Origin of the sequence: Actinoplanes sp. NPDC048967 (assembly GCF_040649415.1) — a bacterium.
GTDB lineage: Bacteria > Actinomycetota > Actinomycetes > Mycobacteriales > Micromonosporaceae > Actinoplanes.
Map to the genome: position 1 here is coordinate 586,691 of NZ_JBEZFL010000005.1, position 15,600 is coordinate 602,290.

Annotated in this window: 14 protein-coding genes; 10 read left to right on the forward strand and 4 right to left on the reverse strand. The window is 72.6% G+C overall.

Going from position 1 to position 15,600, the window contains the following annotated elements:
- Positions 1 to 156 precede the first annotated feature (156 nt).
- The gene (locus AB0C12_RS24500; protein ID WP_360551604.1) at positions 157 to 567 is read left to right on the forward strand and encodes a hypothetical protein; all 411 of its coding nucleotides are present in this window, start codon (positions 157 to 159) and stop codon (positions 565 to 567) included.
- Here the strand turns inward: AB0C12_RS24500 and AB0C12_RS24505 are convergent.
- Positions 533 to 2,074, reverse strand: coding sequence for an ATP-binding protein (locus AB0C12_RS24505; RefSeq protein ID WP_360551606.1), 1,542 nt, complete (start codon positions 2,072 to 2,074; stop codon positions 533 to 535). The two genes, AB0C12_RS24500 and AB0C12_RS24505, sit on opposite strands and share 35 nt — an antisense overlap.
- A complete protein-coding gene (locus AB0C12_RS24510) occupies positions 2,052 to 2,786 on the reverse strand; it encodes a response regulator transcription factor (RefSeq protein WP_360551608.1) in 735 nt (244 codons plus the stop codon). Before AB0C12_RS24510 ends, AB0C12_RS24505 begins: the two co-directional genes overlap by 23 nt.
- 182 nt (positions 2,787 to 2,968) lie before the next feature.
- Between AB0C12_RS24510 and AB0C12_RS24515 the strand changes: the two genes are divergently transcribed.
- Positions 2,969 to 4,579, forward strand: a complete 1,611-nt coding sequence (locus AB0C12_RS24515) for a hypothetical protein (protein WP_360551610.1) — start codon at positions 2,969 to 2,971, stop codon at positions 4,577 to 4,579.
- A 4-nt stretch (positions 4,580 to 4,583) separates the two neighbouring features.
- On the opposite strand, the gene AB0C12_RS24520 is transcribed toward AB0C12_RS24515, so the two are convergent.
- The gene (locus AB0C12_RS24520) at positions 4,584 to 6,749 is read right to left on the reverse strand and encodes a hypothetical protein (RefSeq protein WP_360551612.1); all 2,166 of its coding nucleotides are present in this window, start codon (positions 6,747 to 6,749) and stop codon (positions 4,584 to 4,586) included.
- A gap of 177 nt (positions 6,750 to 6,926) precedes the next feature.
- On the opposite strand from AB0C12_RS24520, the gene AB0C12_RS24525 reads away from it, so the two are divergent.
- Together AB0C12_RS24525 and AB0C12_RS24530 are read left to right on the forward strand one after the other, a co-directional pair.
- Positions 6,927 to 7,313 carry a tetratricopeptide repeat protein gene (locus tag AB0C12_RS24525; protein ID WP_360551614.1) on the forward strand — a complete coding sequence of 129 codons (387 nt, stop codon included), beginning with the start codon at positions 6,927 to 6,929 and terminating at the stop codon, positions 7,311 to 7,313.
- The gene (locus AB0C12_RS24530) at positions 7,310 to 7,594 is read left to right on the forward strand and encodes a Smr/MutS family protein (RefSeq protein ID WP_212987410.1); all 285 of its coding nucleotides are present in this window, start codon (positions 7,310 to 7,312) and stop codon (positions 7,592 to 7,594) included. The genes AB0C12_RS24525 and AB0C12_RS24530 overlap by 4 nt, the downstream gene beginning before the upstream one ends.
- 4 nt (positions 7,595 to 7,598) lie before the next feature.
- Here AB0C12_RS24530 and AB0C12_RS24535 read toward each other — a convergent pair whose 3' ends face one another.
- Positions 7,599 to 9,971 (reverse strand): M28 family peptidase, encoded by a 2,373-nt coding sequence (locus tag AB0C12_RS24535; RefSeq protein WP_360551616.1) that lies wholly within the window; start codon positions 9,969 to 9,971, stop codon positions 7,599 to 7,601.
- Between the two features lie 98 nt (positions 9,972 to 10,069).
- Here AB0C12_RS24535 and AB0C12_RS24540 point away from each other — a divergent pair, with 98 nt between their 5' ends.
- From AB0C12_RS24540 to AB0C12_RS24565, 6 genes are all read left to right on the forward strand, one after another.
- Positions 10,070 to 10,417, forward strand: coding sequence for a hypothetical protein (locus tag AB0C12_RS24540; protein ID WP_360551618.1), 348 nt, complete (start codon positions 10,070 to 10,072; stop codon positions 10,415 to 10,417).
- 148 nt (positions 10,418 to 10,565) lie between these two features.
- Complete coding sequence (locus AB0C12_RS24545; protein WP_360551620.1) at positions 10,566 to 11,762, forward strand: fused response regulator/phosphatase; 1,197 nt, start codon at positions 10,566 to 10,568, stop codon at positions 11,760 to 11,762.
- Positions 11,759 to 13,354 carry an ATP-binding protein gene (locus AB0C12_RS24550; RefSeq protein WP_360551622.1) on the forward strand — a complete coding sequence of 532 codons (1,596 nt, stop codon included), beginning with the start codon at positions 11,759 to 11,761 and terminating at the stop codon, positions 13,352 to 13,354. Before AB0C12_RS24545 ends, AB0C12_RS24550 begins: the two co-directional genes overlap by 4 nt.
- A 28-nt stretch (positions 13,355 to 13,382) precedes the next feature.
- Positions 13,383 to 13,838: a response regulator gene (locus AB0C12_RS24555; RefSeq protein ID WP_360551624.1), complete on the forward strand. Its 456-nt coding sequence runs from the start codon at positions 13,383 to 13,385 to the stop codon at positions 13,836 to 13,838.
- Positions 13,831 to 14,637 (forward strand): inositol monophosphatase family protein, encoded by an 807-nt coding sequence (locus AB0C12_RS24560; RefSeq protein ID WP_360551626.1) that lies wholly within the window; start codon positions 13,831 to 13,833, stop codon positions 14,635 to 14,637. Before AB0C12_RS24555 ends, AB0C12_RS24560 begins: the two co-directional genes overlap by 8 nt.
- 136 nt (positions 14,638 to 14,773) lie before the next feature.
- The gene (locus AB0C12_RS24565; RefSeq protein ID WP_360551628.1) at positions 14,774 to 15,547 is read left to right on the forward strand and encodes an SDR family oxidoreductase; all 774 of its coding nucleotides are present in this window, start codon (positions 14,774 to 14,776) and stop codon (positions 15,545 to 15,547) included.
- Positions 15,548 to 15,600: the final 53 nt, after the last annotated feature.

Genomic DNA, 15,600 nt, shown 5'->3' on the forward strand with positions numbered 1-15,600 from the left:
TCAGGTCATGGGATCATGGCTGAGGCACCGGCGGGAGCCGGCCTCGTAAACCACTGATACGTCCAGGACACGCGGTGAGCTTAGCTCATCGCGGCGTCCGGGTGTCCGTCAGCCGGGGTATGGGCACGTGCAAGTTGCTGTGCTGCGATTGAGCACATGAACAACGCGAGCGCGCCGTACCTGCTGGACGGCCTGGCCGAGCTCCCGCCGGCCCGGCGCAGACAGGCCGTGGCGGCGGTCGTGCTCCGGGTCTGGGAGACGCCGTCCGTCCTGCTGGATGAGATACCACCGACGCAGGCGCTGACCGCCATCGCCGCGATCGCGGCCGGGCTGCCCGGTGCGGCGGCCCGGCCCTGGCTCGACGACCGGCTGGTGGCGGCGGCGTGCCCGGACGTGACCAGCGAGCTGGCCGGGCGGGCGCTGTGCGCGCTCGACGTGCTGGTGGGCCGCGACCGCGAGTCGGTCCCGCTGGAGCTGCACGTCACCGACGGGGAAGCCGCCGGCGCGCTGCTGGAGGATCTGCGCGACGTCCTCATGGACGCGCTGCGACGGGGACACCCGGCGTAGGCGGCGCGGCGAGGGCCGCGGCGGTCGGCAGCCGTACGGTGAACTCGGTCCGGCCCGGCACGGTCTGCACCGAGACCGTGCCACCGTGCGCGGTCACCACCGCGTGCACGATCGAGAGCCCGAGGCCCGTGCTGCCCGCCGCCCGCGACCGGGAACTGTCCCCGCGTGCGAACCGCTCGAAGATGTGCGGCTGCAACTCCGCCGGAATGCCCGGCCCGGCGTCGGTCACGGTCAGCACGGCCGCGCCGCCGCTCTCGCCCACCCCGACCGTCACGGTGGTGCCTTCCGGGGTGTGCGTGCGGGCGTTGGCCAGCAGGTTGGCCAGGACCTGGTGCAGCCGTTGGGCATCGCCGACCACCGTGACCGGCTCCTCGGGCAGGGCGAGCTGCCAGTCGTGCCGCGGGCCGGCCGCGTGCGCGTCGCTGACCGCGTCGACCACCAGCATCGTCAGGTCGACCGGGTCCTGGGCCAGCGGCCGGCCGGCGTCCAGGCGGGCCAGCAGCAGCAGATCTTCGACCAGCGCGGTCATCCGCTGGGCCTCGGACTCGACCCGCCGCAGCACGTGGGCGATCTCCTCCGGAACCGGCCGGCGGCTGCGCCGGCTCAGCTCGGCGTAACCGCGGATCGCGGCGAGCGGGGTACGCAGCTCGTGGCTGGCGTCCGCGACGAACTGCCGGACCTGCATCTCGCTGGCATGCCGCGCCTCGAGGGCGTTGCCGACATGGTCGAGCAGCCTGTTCAGCGCCGAACCGACCTGGCCCACCTCGGTGCGCGGGTCGGTGTCCGAGGCCGGCACGCGCTGGGCCAGCTCGACCTCACCCCGGTCCAGCTCCAGCTCGGCGACCCGGGTCGCGGTGGCCGCGACCCGGGACAAGGGCTGGAGGGTACGGCGGACGATGAACGCTCCCGCCCAGCCCGCGATGACCAGGGCGGCCAGCACCGCCCCGCCGGTGACCAGGGCGACCCGGATCAGCGTCGCCTGCGTCGAGGCGAGGGGCAGCGCGGTGACGCTCACGCCCCCCGAGGTCAGCGACGAGACCACGCGATAGTCACCGAGCTCGCCGCCGAGGTCGATGTCCCGGGCGGCGTCGTCGGGTGTCACGGCGGCCAGCTGAGCCACGGTGGCAGCGGGCAACGCCTGGTAGATGTCGTCGTAGAAGCCGTTCGCGTCGGTGCCGATGGCGACGATGCCGCCGCCGGTGCGCGCGCCGCTGTCGTTCAGGCGCAGCACGATCCAGTCGGCCTCGGAGCCGGGCGGGGGCTTGTCGGTGTTGAAGAGGCCGCCGCCACCGGGTCCCCGAGGGTGGTTGCGCGCGTTGGTCTCGGCGAGCTTGGAGTCGAGCTGCTGGTACAGCGACTTGTTCAGGTAGATCTCGGCGGTGGCGCCGACCACGAGGCCGAGCAGCATCAGCAGGCCGATCATGATCGCGACCAGCCGGGTGCGCAGCGGCCAGCCGGCCGGGTTCCACCGGGCCGGGCGGCTCTCAGTCTGCGGGCTTGAGGACATAACCGGCTCCGCGCATGGTGTGGATCATCGGGTTGCGGCCGGCGTCGATCTTCTTGCGCAGGTACGAGATGTACAGCTCCACCACGTTGGCCTGGCCGCCGAAGTCGTAGTTCCACACCCGGTCCAGGATCTGGCTCTTGCTCAGCACCCGGCGCGGGTTGCGCATGAGATACCGCAGCAGCTCGAACTCCGTGGCGGTCAGCGTCACGAGGTCGCCCCCGCGGCGCACCTCGTGGCTGTCCTCGTCCAGGCTCAGGTCGCCGACGATGAGCTGCGAGTCCGTCCGCATCGGGGAGTGGCCCATCCGGCGCATCAGGCCGCGCAGCCGGGCGACGACCTCCTCCAGGCTGAACGGCTTGGTGACGTAGTCGTCGCCGCCGGCGGTCAGGCCGGTGATCCGGTCCTCGACCGAGTCCTTGGCGGTCAGGAACAGCACCGGCACCTCGGGCGATTCGCCGCGCAGCCGGCGCAGCACCTCGAGGCCGTCGATGTCGGGCAGCATCATGTCCAGGACGACGGCGTCCGGGCGGAAGTCGCGGGCGGTCCTGACGGCGGTCTGCCCGTCGCCGGCGCTGCGCACGTCCCAGCCCTCGTAGCGCAGGGCCATCGAGAGCAGCTCAGCCAGGGTGGGCTCGTCGTCGACCACGAGCACCCGGACCGGACCACCGTCGGGGCGCCGGAGCTCCGTGCTGTCTGCGTTCGCCATCGTCATGCCCCTACTGTCGCGGGCCACGCTTTGCGCCGGCTTTCCGCTTCCTGTGTAGCACCTGTGTGTCCGGTGCTCGCCGAGGTTCCGGCCGTGAGGCGTGGCCGGAGCGTGTCGGAAACGGACTAAAAGCTTAAAACTCCGCATAATGGCCCGCGTTGTGCCGGCGGTGGAGAGCGGAGGAACGGTTGCGACTGGGTCGTCTCGGTGGTGCCCTCGCGGCTCTCGCCCTCATCGTTCTGCCGGTGGCCCCGGCGGCGGCCACGCAGGGGCCGTACCCGCCCGGGATCAACGCCGACACGATCCGGCTGGCGAGCCCCGGCACGGCCTCGATCGCGGCGGGTGGCGCCCATTCCTGCGCCCTCACCAGCCTCGGGGAGCTGTACTGCTGGGGCGACGACTCGTCGGGCCAGCTGGGTGACGGCGTCGCGCCGCACACCGCCGGGCAGGCGGTGCTCGCGCTGCACAAAGCGGTCGCCGTCGACGCGGGCCAGGCGCACACCTGCGCGATCGACGTCCGCGGTGCCGCGCACTGCTGGGGTGACGACTCCGCGGGCCAGCTCGGCGACGGCACGCGGACCGACCGGGACGCGCCGGTGGCGGTGACCGGTCCGGCCGGCCGCGACCTGGTGGAGATCACCACTGGCGCCCGGCACACCTGTGCCGTGGACGACGAGGGCGGCGCCTGGTGCTGGGGCGACGGTTCGCACGGCCAGCTCGGCGTGGCCGGGCTGCGCGGCTCGACCGTGCCGGTCCGGGTCGGCGCGCGCAGCGGCATGCGGGGCCCGGTGGTCGACATCGCCGCCGGCCGCGACACCACCTGTGCGGTGACCGCGGCGGGGGCCGCGTACTGCTGGGGGTCGGACGCGTTCGGGCAACTAGGGACGAGCGACCGCGGTGACCGGGACGAGCCGGTGGCCGTCTCCGTGCGGGGCCGGGTCCGCGAAGTCACGGTCGGCGGGACACAGGCCTGCGCGCTGGCAGTCGAGGGACAGGCTTTCTGCTGGGGTGCTCGCCGGGCGAAGAGCGAGCCGGTCGGCGTTGATCTGGCCGCGGCGCTCGGCGAGATCAGCGCGGGCGGCGCTCACACCTGCGGGCTGGACCGGGCCGGCCGGGCGTTCTGCTGGGGCGACGGGGCCGACGGGCGGCTGGGCAGCGGGCGTTCGGTGGACCGGGCGGTGCCGGTCCGCGCAGCCGGGCCCGCGCTGCGCGATCTGGATGCCGGCGAGGAGCACAGCTGCGCCTTCGACACCCGGGGGTACGCGTACTGCTGGGGAGCCGGGGCCGGCGGACAGTTGGGATCGGGTGGCACTGCGGCCAGTGCTGTGCCCGTACCGGTGACGGGTCTGCCCCGGCCGCCCGGCACCGCGACCGGCATCCGGGTGCGTGCCCTCGACGGCGGTCTGCGGGTCGACTGGCGGCCGCCGGCCGACCTGGGCACCGGGAAGTTCGCCTACTTCTGGGCGACGACCGCCGGCTACGAGTCCGGCTGCACACTCACCGTCCCCACCGCCGGCGTCTGCGAGCTGACCGGGCTGCGCAACGACCGGGAGTATGACGTCGCGGTCGTGGTCCGCACCGGCGACGGCATCACCGTCAGTGACTTCGTGACAGCCACGCCCGCCGCGGCCGCGCCCCTGCCCTCGGACACCCCGGAACCGCGCCGGATGAGCGTCTCGGTGCTGCCCGGCTCGGGCGGCGGCCTGCCGGTCACCGGGCTCAGCCCGGTCGCGCTCATCGCGCTCGGCACCCTGCTGCTGGGCGGCGGGCTGGCCGCCATGCTCGTCCGCCGGTCCTGAGCCGTCACGACCCCGCGGTGTCCAGGGCGGCGTCCCGGAACTGCTCGGCGCCCTGCTTGAGGCGCTCGGTGTAGTACGGCCGGTTCCAGTTCACCCAGGTCACGGGGCCGGCCGTCTGATCGGTGCCGGTCGCCGACACGGTGACCCCGACCCCCGGCGCGGCCCGCAGAGTGAGCTTGCGCCCGGCCGGCACGCCGACCATGTGCCGGGACGGGTCCGCGAAGCCGAGCATCGCCCACGGCACCCGCACCACGAGATCGTCGCCGTCGCGTTCCCACAGGGCCCGGCTGTCCGCGTCCGGGCCGCCGTACCGGAGCATCCCGGCGTTCTGCAGCTCGGCCGGCAGCTTCTGGCCGGTGCCCGGGAGGGTCCGGGCCCGGTTGACGATCAGTTCGAAGCGCTGCCAGCCGATCGCCGCCGGCCCGCGGGCCGCGACCGGCACCTTGACGTCCAGCGGCAGCGGGTCGAGCTCCCGGCGCAGGTACGCCTGCCCGTTCCGGGCCACCAGGTCCAGGAAGAACGCGGCGTCGGCGCTGCGGTTCGCGGTGCCGGGCGCGGGCTCGCCGGTGAGCCCGGGCAGCACGTCGAAGCCGAGGGTCAGCGTGCTCGGCGCGGGGTTGCCGAGCCGGACCCGCAACCGCAGGTACGCCTCGTCGACCCGGGCCGTGACCCGCCGCGACGGCCAGCCGTTCTCGTCGTCCAGCAGGTACTGGGTGCTCGCCTCCGGGGAGCCGGCGGCGTCCATCGCGATCAGGCCGAAGTGCTGCTCGTTGGTGAGCACGTCGTGCCAGAGCTGGCGGCGCTCGGGATCCTGGTGCCGCTGGGTGTTCCAGGTGGCCTTGAACCACTCGTCGGTCCAGGCGAAGAGGAAACCGCCCGCCAGACCCTCGTCGCGGATCAGCCGCAGCAGCTCCGCGTCGATCCGCAGGGCCTCCCGTTCGCTGTGGTCACCCTGGCTGCGCCCGAGCGGGCCGTTGTGCGCGGATCCGAGCGCGGACGGTACGCCGAACTCGGTGATCAGCGTGGGCAGGTCACCGTGGTGCCGTTTCAGGGCGGCGACATAACCCGCGTACGGGTCGGCGCGGCCCGCGTACCGGTGGGCCAGCAGCGCCGGCTCGTGCCGCTGGAAGTCGGGGTAGTACGGGTAGGCGTGGTAGCTGGCGAAGGTCCCGGCCGGCCACTTTCCGGTCGCCACCACGTGGTTCGCGTCGAGCTGGGCCAGGTCCTCCTCGGGCAGCGGCTCCTGGGGGTGGCGCAGTGGGTCGGTGGTCGGCCAGTTGACGAAGGCGATCGGCTGGCTCAGCCCGGCCGCCGCCTGGAGGGTGGCCAGCTCGTTCAGGCGCGCGGCCAGCCAGCGTTCGGTCGGGGACGCCTGCGGGGTGCTCCGGATGTATCGGCCGCGGACCGGGGGAGCGTCCGCGTTGCGGTCGTCGGAGCGGGCCGTGGCGACGGGGTCGAGCTCGGCGCCGATGACCCAGCCGGCCAGCCAGGGGGTCACGTCGGCGGTCCAGGTGCCGTCGGCCCGCCCCGGTTGCGGCGTACGCGTGAGCTGTCCCCGCACCGCGCTGTCGGCGTCCCGGATCTCCCGCTGGAACGCGGTCGTCACGGCCCGGTCGTAGAGGTTGTTCTTCTCGACGTACGACTCATCCGGGGGATACACGCCCTGCATGAGATAGAGCGGCCGGTCCGGGTTGGCCCGGTTGTAGGCCACCAGCTCGGTGTAGAAGGACGGCGGGTGGATGGTGTAGATCCGCACCACCCGGATGCCGAGCCAGGCCATCGCCGCGAACCAGGTCCGGTACTGCCCGGTGCTCACCGACAGCTCCCCGGGCTGGTGCCCCGGCGTGGTGCTGCCCAGGTTCACGCCCGGCAGGAAGGTGGCGTCCCCGGCCGCGGTGTGCAGCGCGAACCGGCCGTGACCGGCGGTCGCGAGGCTGCGCAGGCCGCCGGTCTCCCGAGGGGTGGGAGCCCAGGAGCGGCCGGTGGGCGGTGAGCCGATCCCGGTCATACCGGGGATCGCGAAGGCCGCCGAGCGCGGCTCGGGCCGTGCTGCCGCGCCGGCCAGGAACAGGCACATGACCAGCGTGACGGCACCGATCAGCAGCGGCTTGGCGCGCGCGGACCGGTGCCGCCGCGGCGCTTGGACGAGATGGAGCGGGAAGTCCCCCACCCCGGCATTCTGTGCCGTGAGGGTTGCGGAATGGGCCGAATTGTCGGGAAGCTTGAGCCAGCGGAACACTCGCCGTTCGAGAGATGTTGTGCCAGCGTTGGTGCCAGTGTGATTTTGCCTGGGTTTTCCGCCGCGGGTGAGATCAGCCGCTGGTGTGCGAGCGTGGGGAGCGGGGTCGTGGATCTTCTGGAGGAGTACCGCAGGGCCACATTCTTCTTCGAGTCCGGCGACCCCCTCGGGGCGGCCCGGCTGCTCGAACCGATCGTCGAGGCCGAGCCGCACAACGCGGCCGTACGCCAGTTACTGGCCCGCGCCTACTTCAACTCCGCGCAGCTCGGCGGGGCGGAGGCGCAGCTGAGAGCGCTGATCGAGCACGATCCCTCCGATCACTACGCACACCACGTCCTCGGCCGGACCCTCGAACGGGCCGGCCGCTTTCGTGAGGCCCTGCCGCACCTGCGGCTGGCCGCGGCGATGAAGAATCACGGTGACTACACCGAGGCGCTGCGGCGGGTCGAGACCTGGCTGGGCAAGAACGACGAGGGACGAGGATCGCAGACGTGAAGATCAAGCTGGACCTGCACGACATCTTCAACAAGGGCACCCAGATCGACAAAGCGCTGCGCGACGTCATCGACGAGGCCATCCAGAAGAAGGCCACGCTGGTCGAGATCATCCCGGGCAAGGGGTCGGGCGCCCTCAAGAAGAAGGTGATCCGCTTCCTGGACCAGAAGGAGATCAAGCAGCTCTACCACCGGGTCGAGAAGGACGGCGACAACTGGGGACGGCTCTTCGTGCACTTCAAGTTCGAGTCGGCGCAGGGCAAGGGCCGGCGCGGCCGCTGAGCCGTCAGAGCGTGAAGGTGTGGGCCACCGCGGCCATCTCCGAACTGTGTGAGCCCACGACCCCGACGTCCGTGGGCCGGGGCCGGAAGCCCGGCAGGCTGGACAGCCCGTCGCTGGCGTCCATCGCCCGCAGCCGCAGCGGGGTATTCGCGGGGACGGTGAGCTTCACCTCGATGCCCTCCGGCGGCGGCGCGTGGAACACGAAGCCGAAGCCCCACGGTCCGCCCGCCTTTCGGTCCGTGGGCACCGGACGGCCGGCGACCGTGGCCGCGCTGACCGTCGCCTCCGCGTTGACGTGCAGGGTGATCAGGCGTACCGCTCGCTGCGGGGTCAGCCGGAACGTGACCGTGCGCAAGCCCCCGGTCGTCGTGTCGGCCGAGGGGGTCAGTTTCGGGGCGGGCAGACCGGCGGGCTGGGCCGGGCCGCTGAACACCTCCGCCGGGCCGAACGCGGGCAGGGTGTCGAGGACCGGCGCTCGTTCGCCCGAGACGTATTGAGCTGTCCACTCCTGCGGTTTGCTCTCCTGGCTCAGCCAGCGCGCCTGGCCGGTGTCCGTGTCCAGGGCGTACATCAGGTGGGTGGGGGACGGGTGGGCCGGATCGAAGCGGTCCACGGCCAGCCCGGTCGCGGCACACGCCACGGCGGTGAGTGTGGCCACCAGCGTCGGCAGGCCGCCCAGTCGCCGGGCTCGCAGCGCCACCAGCCCGCGCTGGCCGCCGGCCTCCGGATGCAGCAGGTCGACGATCGGCAGCACGGCCAGAGCCAGCAGTGTCGCGAACAACGCGCTGGCAGCGCCTATCGCCAGACCCAGGGCCGGGAAGAACATGACCACCGTGGGCAGCAGCACCACGACCGCGACCGCCGCGCCCACCGTTACGGCCAGCACCGACCACCAGCCGCGCCACAGCACCGCCACGATGCCCGTGAGCGCACCGGCCAGGGCGGGAAGGGCCGCCAGGTAGGAGCCGCCGGGAGCGAAGGCGGCCAGGACGAGGCCGAGCACCGCCAGCCAGCCGAGGCCGCCGACCGCCAGGGCCGCCGGGCTCATCCGGCGACGCAGCAGTGCGTACCAGGCGAACACGATCGTCGCGGTCAGGGCCAGGATCGCCAGTCTGTACCAGAACGGCCGGTACGGGTCGATCAGCTGTGCGGCGTACCCCGGCCGGATGAGTTTCAGGATCGCCCACAGGATCTGGGCCGCCACCGGAGCCGCGATGAGCGGCACCAGGGCCAGCCCGAAACCGCCCGCCAGCCGGCCGCCGGTGGTCAGCCCGCGGCGCCGGGAGAGCCATGCCAGCGCCAGCACGGCCAGCAGAGCCAGCCCGGCCAGCGGCCAGGTCAGCGTGCCGGGGTAGACGGCCAGGCCGCCGGGCACCGGGAAATACACCGCGTCGCCGTCGGAACGCAGCGCGGGCAGCTCGCGGCGGCCGAGCTCGCGGGTCAGCGCCAGAGTGTTCGCGCCGAGGTGCTGCAGGCTGCCCTGATCCATCGCCGCGGGGGTGTCGGTCGGCGCGTGATAGACCGCCGAGCCGTCGATGTAAGCGCTGTTGAACCCGGTGAAGCCCGCATCGAGGAACGGGGTGAAGTCGGTGTCGTTGGGCAACAGCCGATAGACCTCCACGGCGAACGAGGTGCCCACCGGCCGCGGCGTCCGGGCGTACACCCGGGTCAGGCCCGCGTTGTCCGTCGCGGTCTCGAACATGATCGCCGGCCCGGTGCTGCCGCGGGCCTCCAGATTGAGCACGACGCCACCGGCACGGGCCAGCGGATGCTGATCGACGAACGCCTTCGCCCCGCACAGGCAGGCCTCCTCGGCGTCGGTGAGCACGAGCACGACGTCGTTGCGCAGGCGCGGTCCCGCCGCCAGCGCCCGGGCGATCTCGAGAATCGCCCCGGTGCCCGCCCCGTCGTCGTTGCCGCCCGGCGAGACCTGGGCCGAGTCGTAGTGCGCGACCAGGAAGATCCGGCCGGTCGACGCCGTGCCGGGCAGCAGGGTGACCACGTTGCGGACGCGGGCCAGGCCGGTCCCGCCCGCGCTCGCCGACAGCTCGCCGCCCTGCACCGACACCGTGTCCTGAACCTCGGGCGCCAGGCCCAGACCGCGCAGGGTGGTCAGGAGACGCTCGCGGACCGCGTCGGCCGGTGCGCTGCCCGCCACGTGCGGCCCCGTGCCGATCGCCTGGACGTGCTGGAACGCACGCCCGGCGCTGAACTCGGCGGCCGGGGCATTGACGGCCCGCGCTCCGGGCGGCTGCACGGACCGCTCTGCCGCCACTGCGACCATCAGCAGCAGCAGGACCGCGAGCAGCGCCGCGCTCACCCGGTGGGTGGGCCGGGCCAGGGCCCGGGACGCGGCCTCGATCGGCGGTACGCCCACGTGAGCCTCCTTCACGACGCTTCGGATGCCATCTAAGCCGCTGCCGCCCCGCCCGGGTACCCCGTGGATCTTTCGAGGCGGTGACATAACTTTGTGCGGTGACCGCCCCGCTCGACCCCCCTGCCGTGTTCGCCGAGTTCATCGACCGGGTCGCCTGCTACGACCCGGCGCCCGAGGCCGGTCCCGCCGCCGTGCTCGGCCTGCGCACCGCGCTCGGGGAGGCGACGTTCCAGGTCAGCGACCATGTCGTGCGGGCGATGTGCCGGGCCCTGGAGGCGTACCGGGATCCCGCCGACCGGGGCACCTGCACCGGCTGCGGCAGCCGCCGCCTCGACGAGAACCTGCACTGCGGCGACTGCGGCCGGCTGCACGGGATCCTGGGCCAGGTGATCGCCGAGCACGCCCGCCGGGTGGCCGAGGACCCGTCGTACGGGCCGCCGGCGTGAGCCGCGCCGCTGCCGTGGGTGTCCGGTGTTGTGCGTCCGCAGCCGGTGGTGGACTATCAGCGGGTCACGCCCGAAGGAGTCGAGCCATCAAGCGTTACCACCGCGCCGGAGCCGCCGTTGCGCGCACCCCGTCGTGCGGGGTGGCGTGGTGAGCGAACGCGCTCTCACAGTGCCGCCGGCGGCGTTGAAAGCCCCCGAACGGCTGCGCATCCTGCTGGTCGAGGACGACGAGGGCGACGCCTTCCTGGTCAAGGAGCTGCTCGCCGAGGCCGGTGCGCTGTTCGACCTGCGGGTGGCGACCAGCCTGCGCGAGGCCCGGCCGATGATGCGCGGCGTGCAGTGCGTCCTGCTGGACCTGGGGCTGCCCGACGCCGAGGGCATCGACGGCCTGCGCAAGCTGCTCGCCGTGGCCGGCAGCGCCGCGGTCTGCGTGCTGACCGGGCGCTCCGACGAGCACCTGGGGGTCGCGGCGGTCGCCGAGGGCGCCCAGGACTACCTGGTCAAGGGTCAGGTCGACGGCGTCCTGCTGGTCCGCGCCCTGCGGTACGCGGTCGAGCGCAAGCGGGCCGACGAGAACACCCAGCGGCTGCGCGAGGTCGAGCTGCGTCAGGCCGAGTCGGCCCGGCTCGAGCGCGGCCTGCTGCCCCAGCCGCTGATGCAGACCACCGAGGTCGCGGTGCACACGTTCTACCGTTCCGGACGGGCGATGGGCCTGCTCGGCGGCGACTTCTTCGACGTGGTGCAGGTCGGTCCCGACCGCCTCCACGTCATCGTCGGTGACGTCTGCGGGCACAGCGTGGACGAGGCCGCCCTCGGTGTCGAGCTCCGGGTGGCGTGGCGGGCGCTGGTGCTCGGCGGGGTGCCGGAGGACCAGATCCTGGGCGCGCTGGAGCAGGTGCTGATGAGCGAGCGGCGGGCCCGTGAGGTCTTCGCCACGGTCGCGTCGGTGGTCCTCGACCTGAGCGCCAACCGGGCCACCGTGCGGCTGGCCGGGCATCCGCCGCCGGTGCTGCTCAAGGACGGCCGGGCCGAGCCGGTGGCCGCGCGCCGCGGCATCGTGCTGGGCGTCAAGCCGACCCCCACGCCCGCGACCGACGTGGAGCTCTCCGGCGACGACTGGTCTCTGCTGATGTACACCGACGGATTGATCGAGGGGCACACCGGCGTGGGCAACGAACGTCTCGACGTGGACGGGCTGTGCGGCGTGCTCGCCGAGCCGGCCGCCATCCAGGTGCCGCTGGCGGCGCTCCCGGCCTGGCTGGTCGGCCGGGCCGAGCAGGGCAACGGCGGCCCGCTCGCCGACGACGTGGCGATGCTGCTGATCTCCCGGGGCGGCGGCCGATGAGCCTGCTCGACCTGCGCACCTGGACGCTGCGCCGCCGGGTGGTGGCCCTGTCGGTGACCGTCGCGCTGCTGCTCACGATCCTCGGCGTCTTCGCCGCGATCACCGCCGCGGACAGCAACGAGCACATCGACACCATCCTGAACAAGACCGGTCCGATGCGCTCCTCCGGCGAGAGCCTCAACACCGCGGTGGTCAACCAGGAGACCGGCGTCCGCGGGTACGCGATCAGCGGCGACCAGGACAGCCTGAAGCCCTACAACGAGGGTCTCGCCGCGCAGACGCAGCTCCTGGCTGAGATCGACCGGCTCAACGGGCCCGGCGGGGACGCCGACGTGCGAGCCTCGCTGCGGGCCGTGCAGCAGCAGGCGGACGATTGGCGGGCCGCTGTCGCGGTGCCGGTGATCAACGCCGTGCGGGAACGTGGGCCGCAGGCCGGCCAGCAGGTGGTCGACGCGGCCGGCACCGCGCGCTTCGATGCCTTGCGCGCCGCGATCGCCAAGCTCCAGGCCGACATCTTCGTGGTGCGCACCGAGGCGGCCGAGGCCGCGAAGCGCACCGGCACGGTGCTGGTGGCGCTGGAGATCTTCGCCGCGGTGGTCGTCATCCTGGCCGGAGCGGTGCTCTTCCTGCTGCTCGACCGCCTGGTCAGCCGGCCGGTGACCGAGCTGGCCGAGCAGGTCCGCGAGGTGGCCCGCGGCGATTACGACAGGCAGATCACCAGCAGCGGTTCCCCGGAGCTGCGCACCCTGGCCGCCGACGTGGACGGGATGCGCCGGCAGATCGCCAGCGAGCTGACCGAGGTGCGCGAGGCCCGCGAGCAGATCGAATGGGTCAACGACCAGCTCAAGCAGCAGGCGGAGGAGCTGACCCGGTCCAACCGTGACCTCGAGCAGTTCGCCTACGTGGCCTCGCACGACCTGCAGGAGCCGCTGCGCAAGGTGGCCAGCTTCTGCCAGCTGCTCCAGCGGCGCTACGCGGGCCAGATGGACGAGCGCGCGGACCAGTACATCGCCTTCGCGGTCGACGGTGCGCAGCGGATGCAGCGCCTGATCAACGACCTGCTGGCGTTCTCCCGGATCGGCCGGCTCACCGCGGGCTTCACCGACGTGGACCTGGACCGGGTGCTGACCGAGGTGAAGTCGCAGCTGGAGGCCCGGGCCGGGGACGACGCCGAGATCACCTGGGCCGACCTGCCCACCGTGGAGGGCGAGGAGCCGCTGCTCACCACGCTCTTCGTCAACCTGATCGGCAACTCGCTGAAGTTCCGCCGCCCGGACGTCGCCCCGGTGATCCGGGTCACGGCCGAGCGGCTGGAGGAGGAGTGGCAGATCAACGTCCGGGACAACGGGATCGGCATCGAGCCCGAGTTCGCCGACAAGGTCTTCGTCATCTTCCAGCGGCTGCACGCGCGGGACGCGTACGAGGGCACCGGCATCGGGCTGGCCATCGTCAAGAAGATCGTCGAATACCATGGCGGACGGATCTGGCTCGACCTCGAGGTGACCGAGGGCACGTCGATCTACTTCACGTTGCCGCTGCTGGCCGGGGTGCCGGTGGCGGAACCCCGGAAACAGGATGAGGTCGCGGCATGACGCCGGAACGTGCTGAAGGAGGCTCGGCATGACGGGTGCGGTGCGGCAGGACGGCACACCCATCGAGGTGCTGCTCGTCGAGGACGACCCGGGCGACGTGCTCATGACGCAGGAGGCGTTCGAGGAGCACAAGGTCCGCAACCGGCTGACCGTGGTGTCCGACGGCGCCGAGGCGCTGGCCTACCTGCGCCGCGAGGGCGCGTACGAGGGTGCGCTGCGGCCCGACCTGATCCTGCTCGATCTCAACCTGCCCCGCCGCGACGGCCGGGAGGTGCTCGAGGAGATCAAGAAGGACGACGACCTCTGCCGCATCCCGGTGGTGGTGCTGACCACCTCGGCCGCCGACGAGGACATCCTGCGCAGCTACCAGTTGCACGCCAACGCCTACGTCACCAAGCCGGTCGACTTCGACCGGTTCATCTCGGTGATCCGGCAGATCGACGAGTTCTTCGTCAGCGTCGTGAAGCTGCCGCCGCGTGCGTGACGATCTGATCGACGAGGTCACCACCCTGGTCCGGGAGGTGGCGCAGACCATCGTGCTGCCCCGGTGGCGGCATCTGAGCGACTCGGAGATCCAGCAGAAGTCGCCCGGCGACCTGGTCACCATCGCCGACCAGGAGTCGGAGCGGGCGCTGACCGCCGGCCTGACCGCGCTGCTGCCCGGCTCGCAGGTCGTCGGCGAGGAAGCGGTGGCGGCCGACCCGGGCGTACTGGGCCGCGTCGGTGACTCGGGCGCGGTGTGGATCGTCGACCCGGTCGACGGCACCAACAACTTCGCGGCCGGCAAGACGCCGTTCGCCGTGATGGTCGCGCTGCTGCGCGACGGGGAGCCGGCCGCGTCCTGGATCCTCGACGTGGTCGCCGACCGGATGACGGTCGCGGAGGCGGGCAGCGGCACGTTCATCGACGGGCTGCGGGTCAAGACCCGCACCGACGATCCGGGTGCGGCCGAGCTGACCGGTTCGTTGTCGCGCAACTACTTCCCCGACGACCTGCGCGAGCGGATCGAGCGGCGGATCGCCACGCTGGGCACGGTGACCGGCGGCCATCACTGCGCCGGCTACGAGTATCCGGCGGTCGTCTCCGACGAGCAGCAGTTCGCCACCTTCTGGCGGATTCTGCCCTGGGACCACGTGCCGGGCTCGCTGATCGTGCGCGAGGCCGGTGGCACGGTGCTGCACCTCGACGGCTCGGCGTACCGGCCGACCGATTCGGAGCGTGGCCTGCTGGTGGCGGCCAACGAGGACATCTGGCGGACGGCGCACGCCGCCCTGTTCGCCTAGAGCCTCGACAGAATCATCAGCTTGTGGCCGCCGGGATCGACGGCGCGGGCGAGCCGTTCGCCCCAGGGCTGGTCGGCCACGGTGATGACGGGAAATGCCTCGGTGAACGCCATCTTTCGGATATTAGGGTGCCCGCATGTCTGCGTACCTGTCTGAGCTTTTCGGTCTGACCGGCCGGACCGCGGTCGTGACCGGCGGCAGTTCCGGGATCGGCCGGGCCATGGCCGGCGCGCTGGGCGGCGCCGGCGCCCGCGTCGTGCTGGTCGCCCGGCGCCCGGAGCCGCTGGCCGAGACCGTCCGCGAGCTAACCGCCGACGGGATCGAGGCCGCCGCGGTCCCGGCGGATCTCGCCGACCGGGCGGCGCTCCCGGCCGCGATCGACACGATCATCACCCGGTACGGGGAACCGGACATCCTCGTCAACGCGGCGGCGGTGAACCGGCGCCCGCCGATGGACGAGCTGACCGACGACGACTGGGACGTCACCATGGCCGCCAACCTGACCGCGCCCTTCCTGCTCGGGCAGCGTTTCGGGCCCGCGATGGCCGGGCGCGGCTGGGGCCGGATCATCAACGTGGTCTCCCAGCAGGCCTTCCGTGCGTACGGCAACAGCGGCGCCTACGGCGTCTCGAAGGCCGGTCTGGTGGCCCTGACCCGCTCGCAGGCCGAGGCGTGGTCGGCCCGGGGCGTCTGCTGCAACGCGGTCGCCCCCGGCGTGGTGCACACGCCGCTGACCGAACCGGTCTTCGCCGATCCGGAGAAGGTCGCCGCGCATGCCCGGCGCACGATGATCGGCCGGAACGGGCTGCCGAGCGATTTCGCCGGATGCGCGGTGTATCTGGCGAGTGCCGCTAGCGCTGCGGTGACCGGCCAGACACTCTTCGTCGACGGTGGATATTCGTCGACGTGAGCGCGCTGCCGTTTCGACGTGCGGCGCGGTAGAGTCACCGCGCTCACGACTTG

Bases quoted from the DNA above. Each gene is read 5' to 3' on its own strand.
- AB0C12_RS24555 (WP_360551624.1), top strand. From the start codon at position 13,383: ATGACGGGTGCGGTGCGGCAGGACGGCACACCCATCGAGGTGCTGCTC.
- AB0C12_RS24550 (WP_360551622.1), top strand. From the start codon at position 11,759: ATGAGCCTGCTCGACCTGCGCACCTGGACGCTGCGCCGCCGGGTGGTG.
- AB0C12_RS24510 (WP_360551608.1), bottom strand. From the start codon at position 2,786: ATGACGATGGCGAACGCAGACAGCACGGAGCTCCGGCGCCCCGACGGT.
- AB0C12_RS24565 (WP_360551628.1), top strand. From the start codon at position 14,774: ATGTCTGCGTACCTGTCTGAGCTTTTCGGTCTGACCGGCCGGACCGCG.
- AB0C12_RS24505 (WP_360551606.1), bottom strand. From the start codon at position 2,074: ATGTCCTCAAGCCCGCAGACTGAGAGCCGCCCGGCCCGGTGGAACCCG.
- AB0C12_RS24500 (WP_360551604.1), top strand. From the start codon at position 157: ATGAACAACGCGAGCGCGCCGTACCTGCTGGACGGCCTGGCCGAGCTC.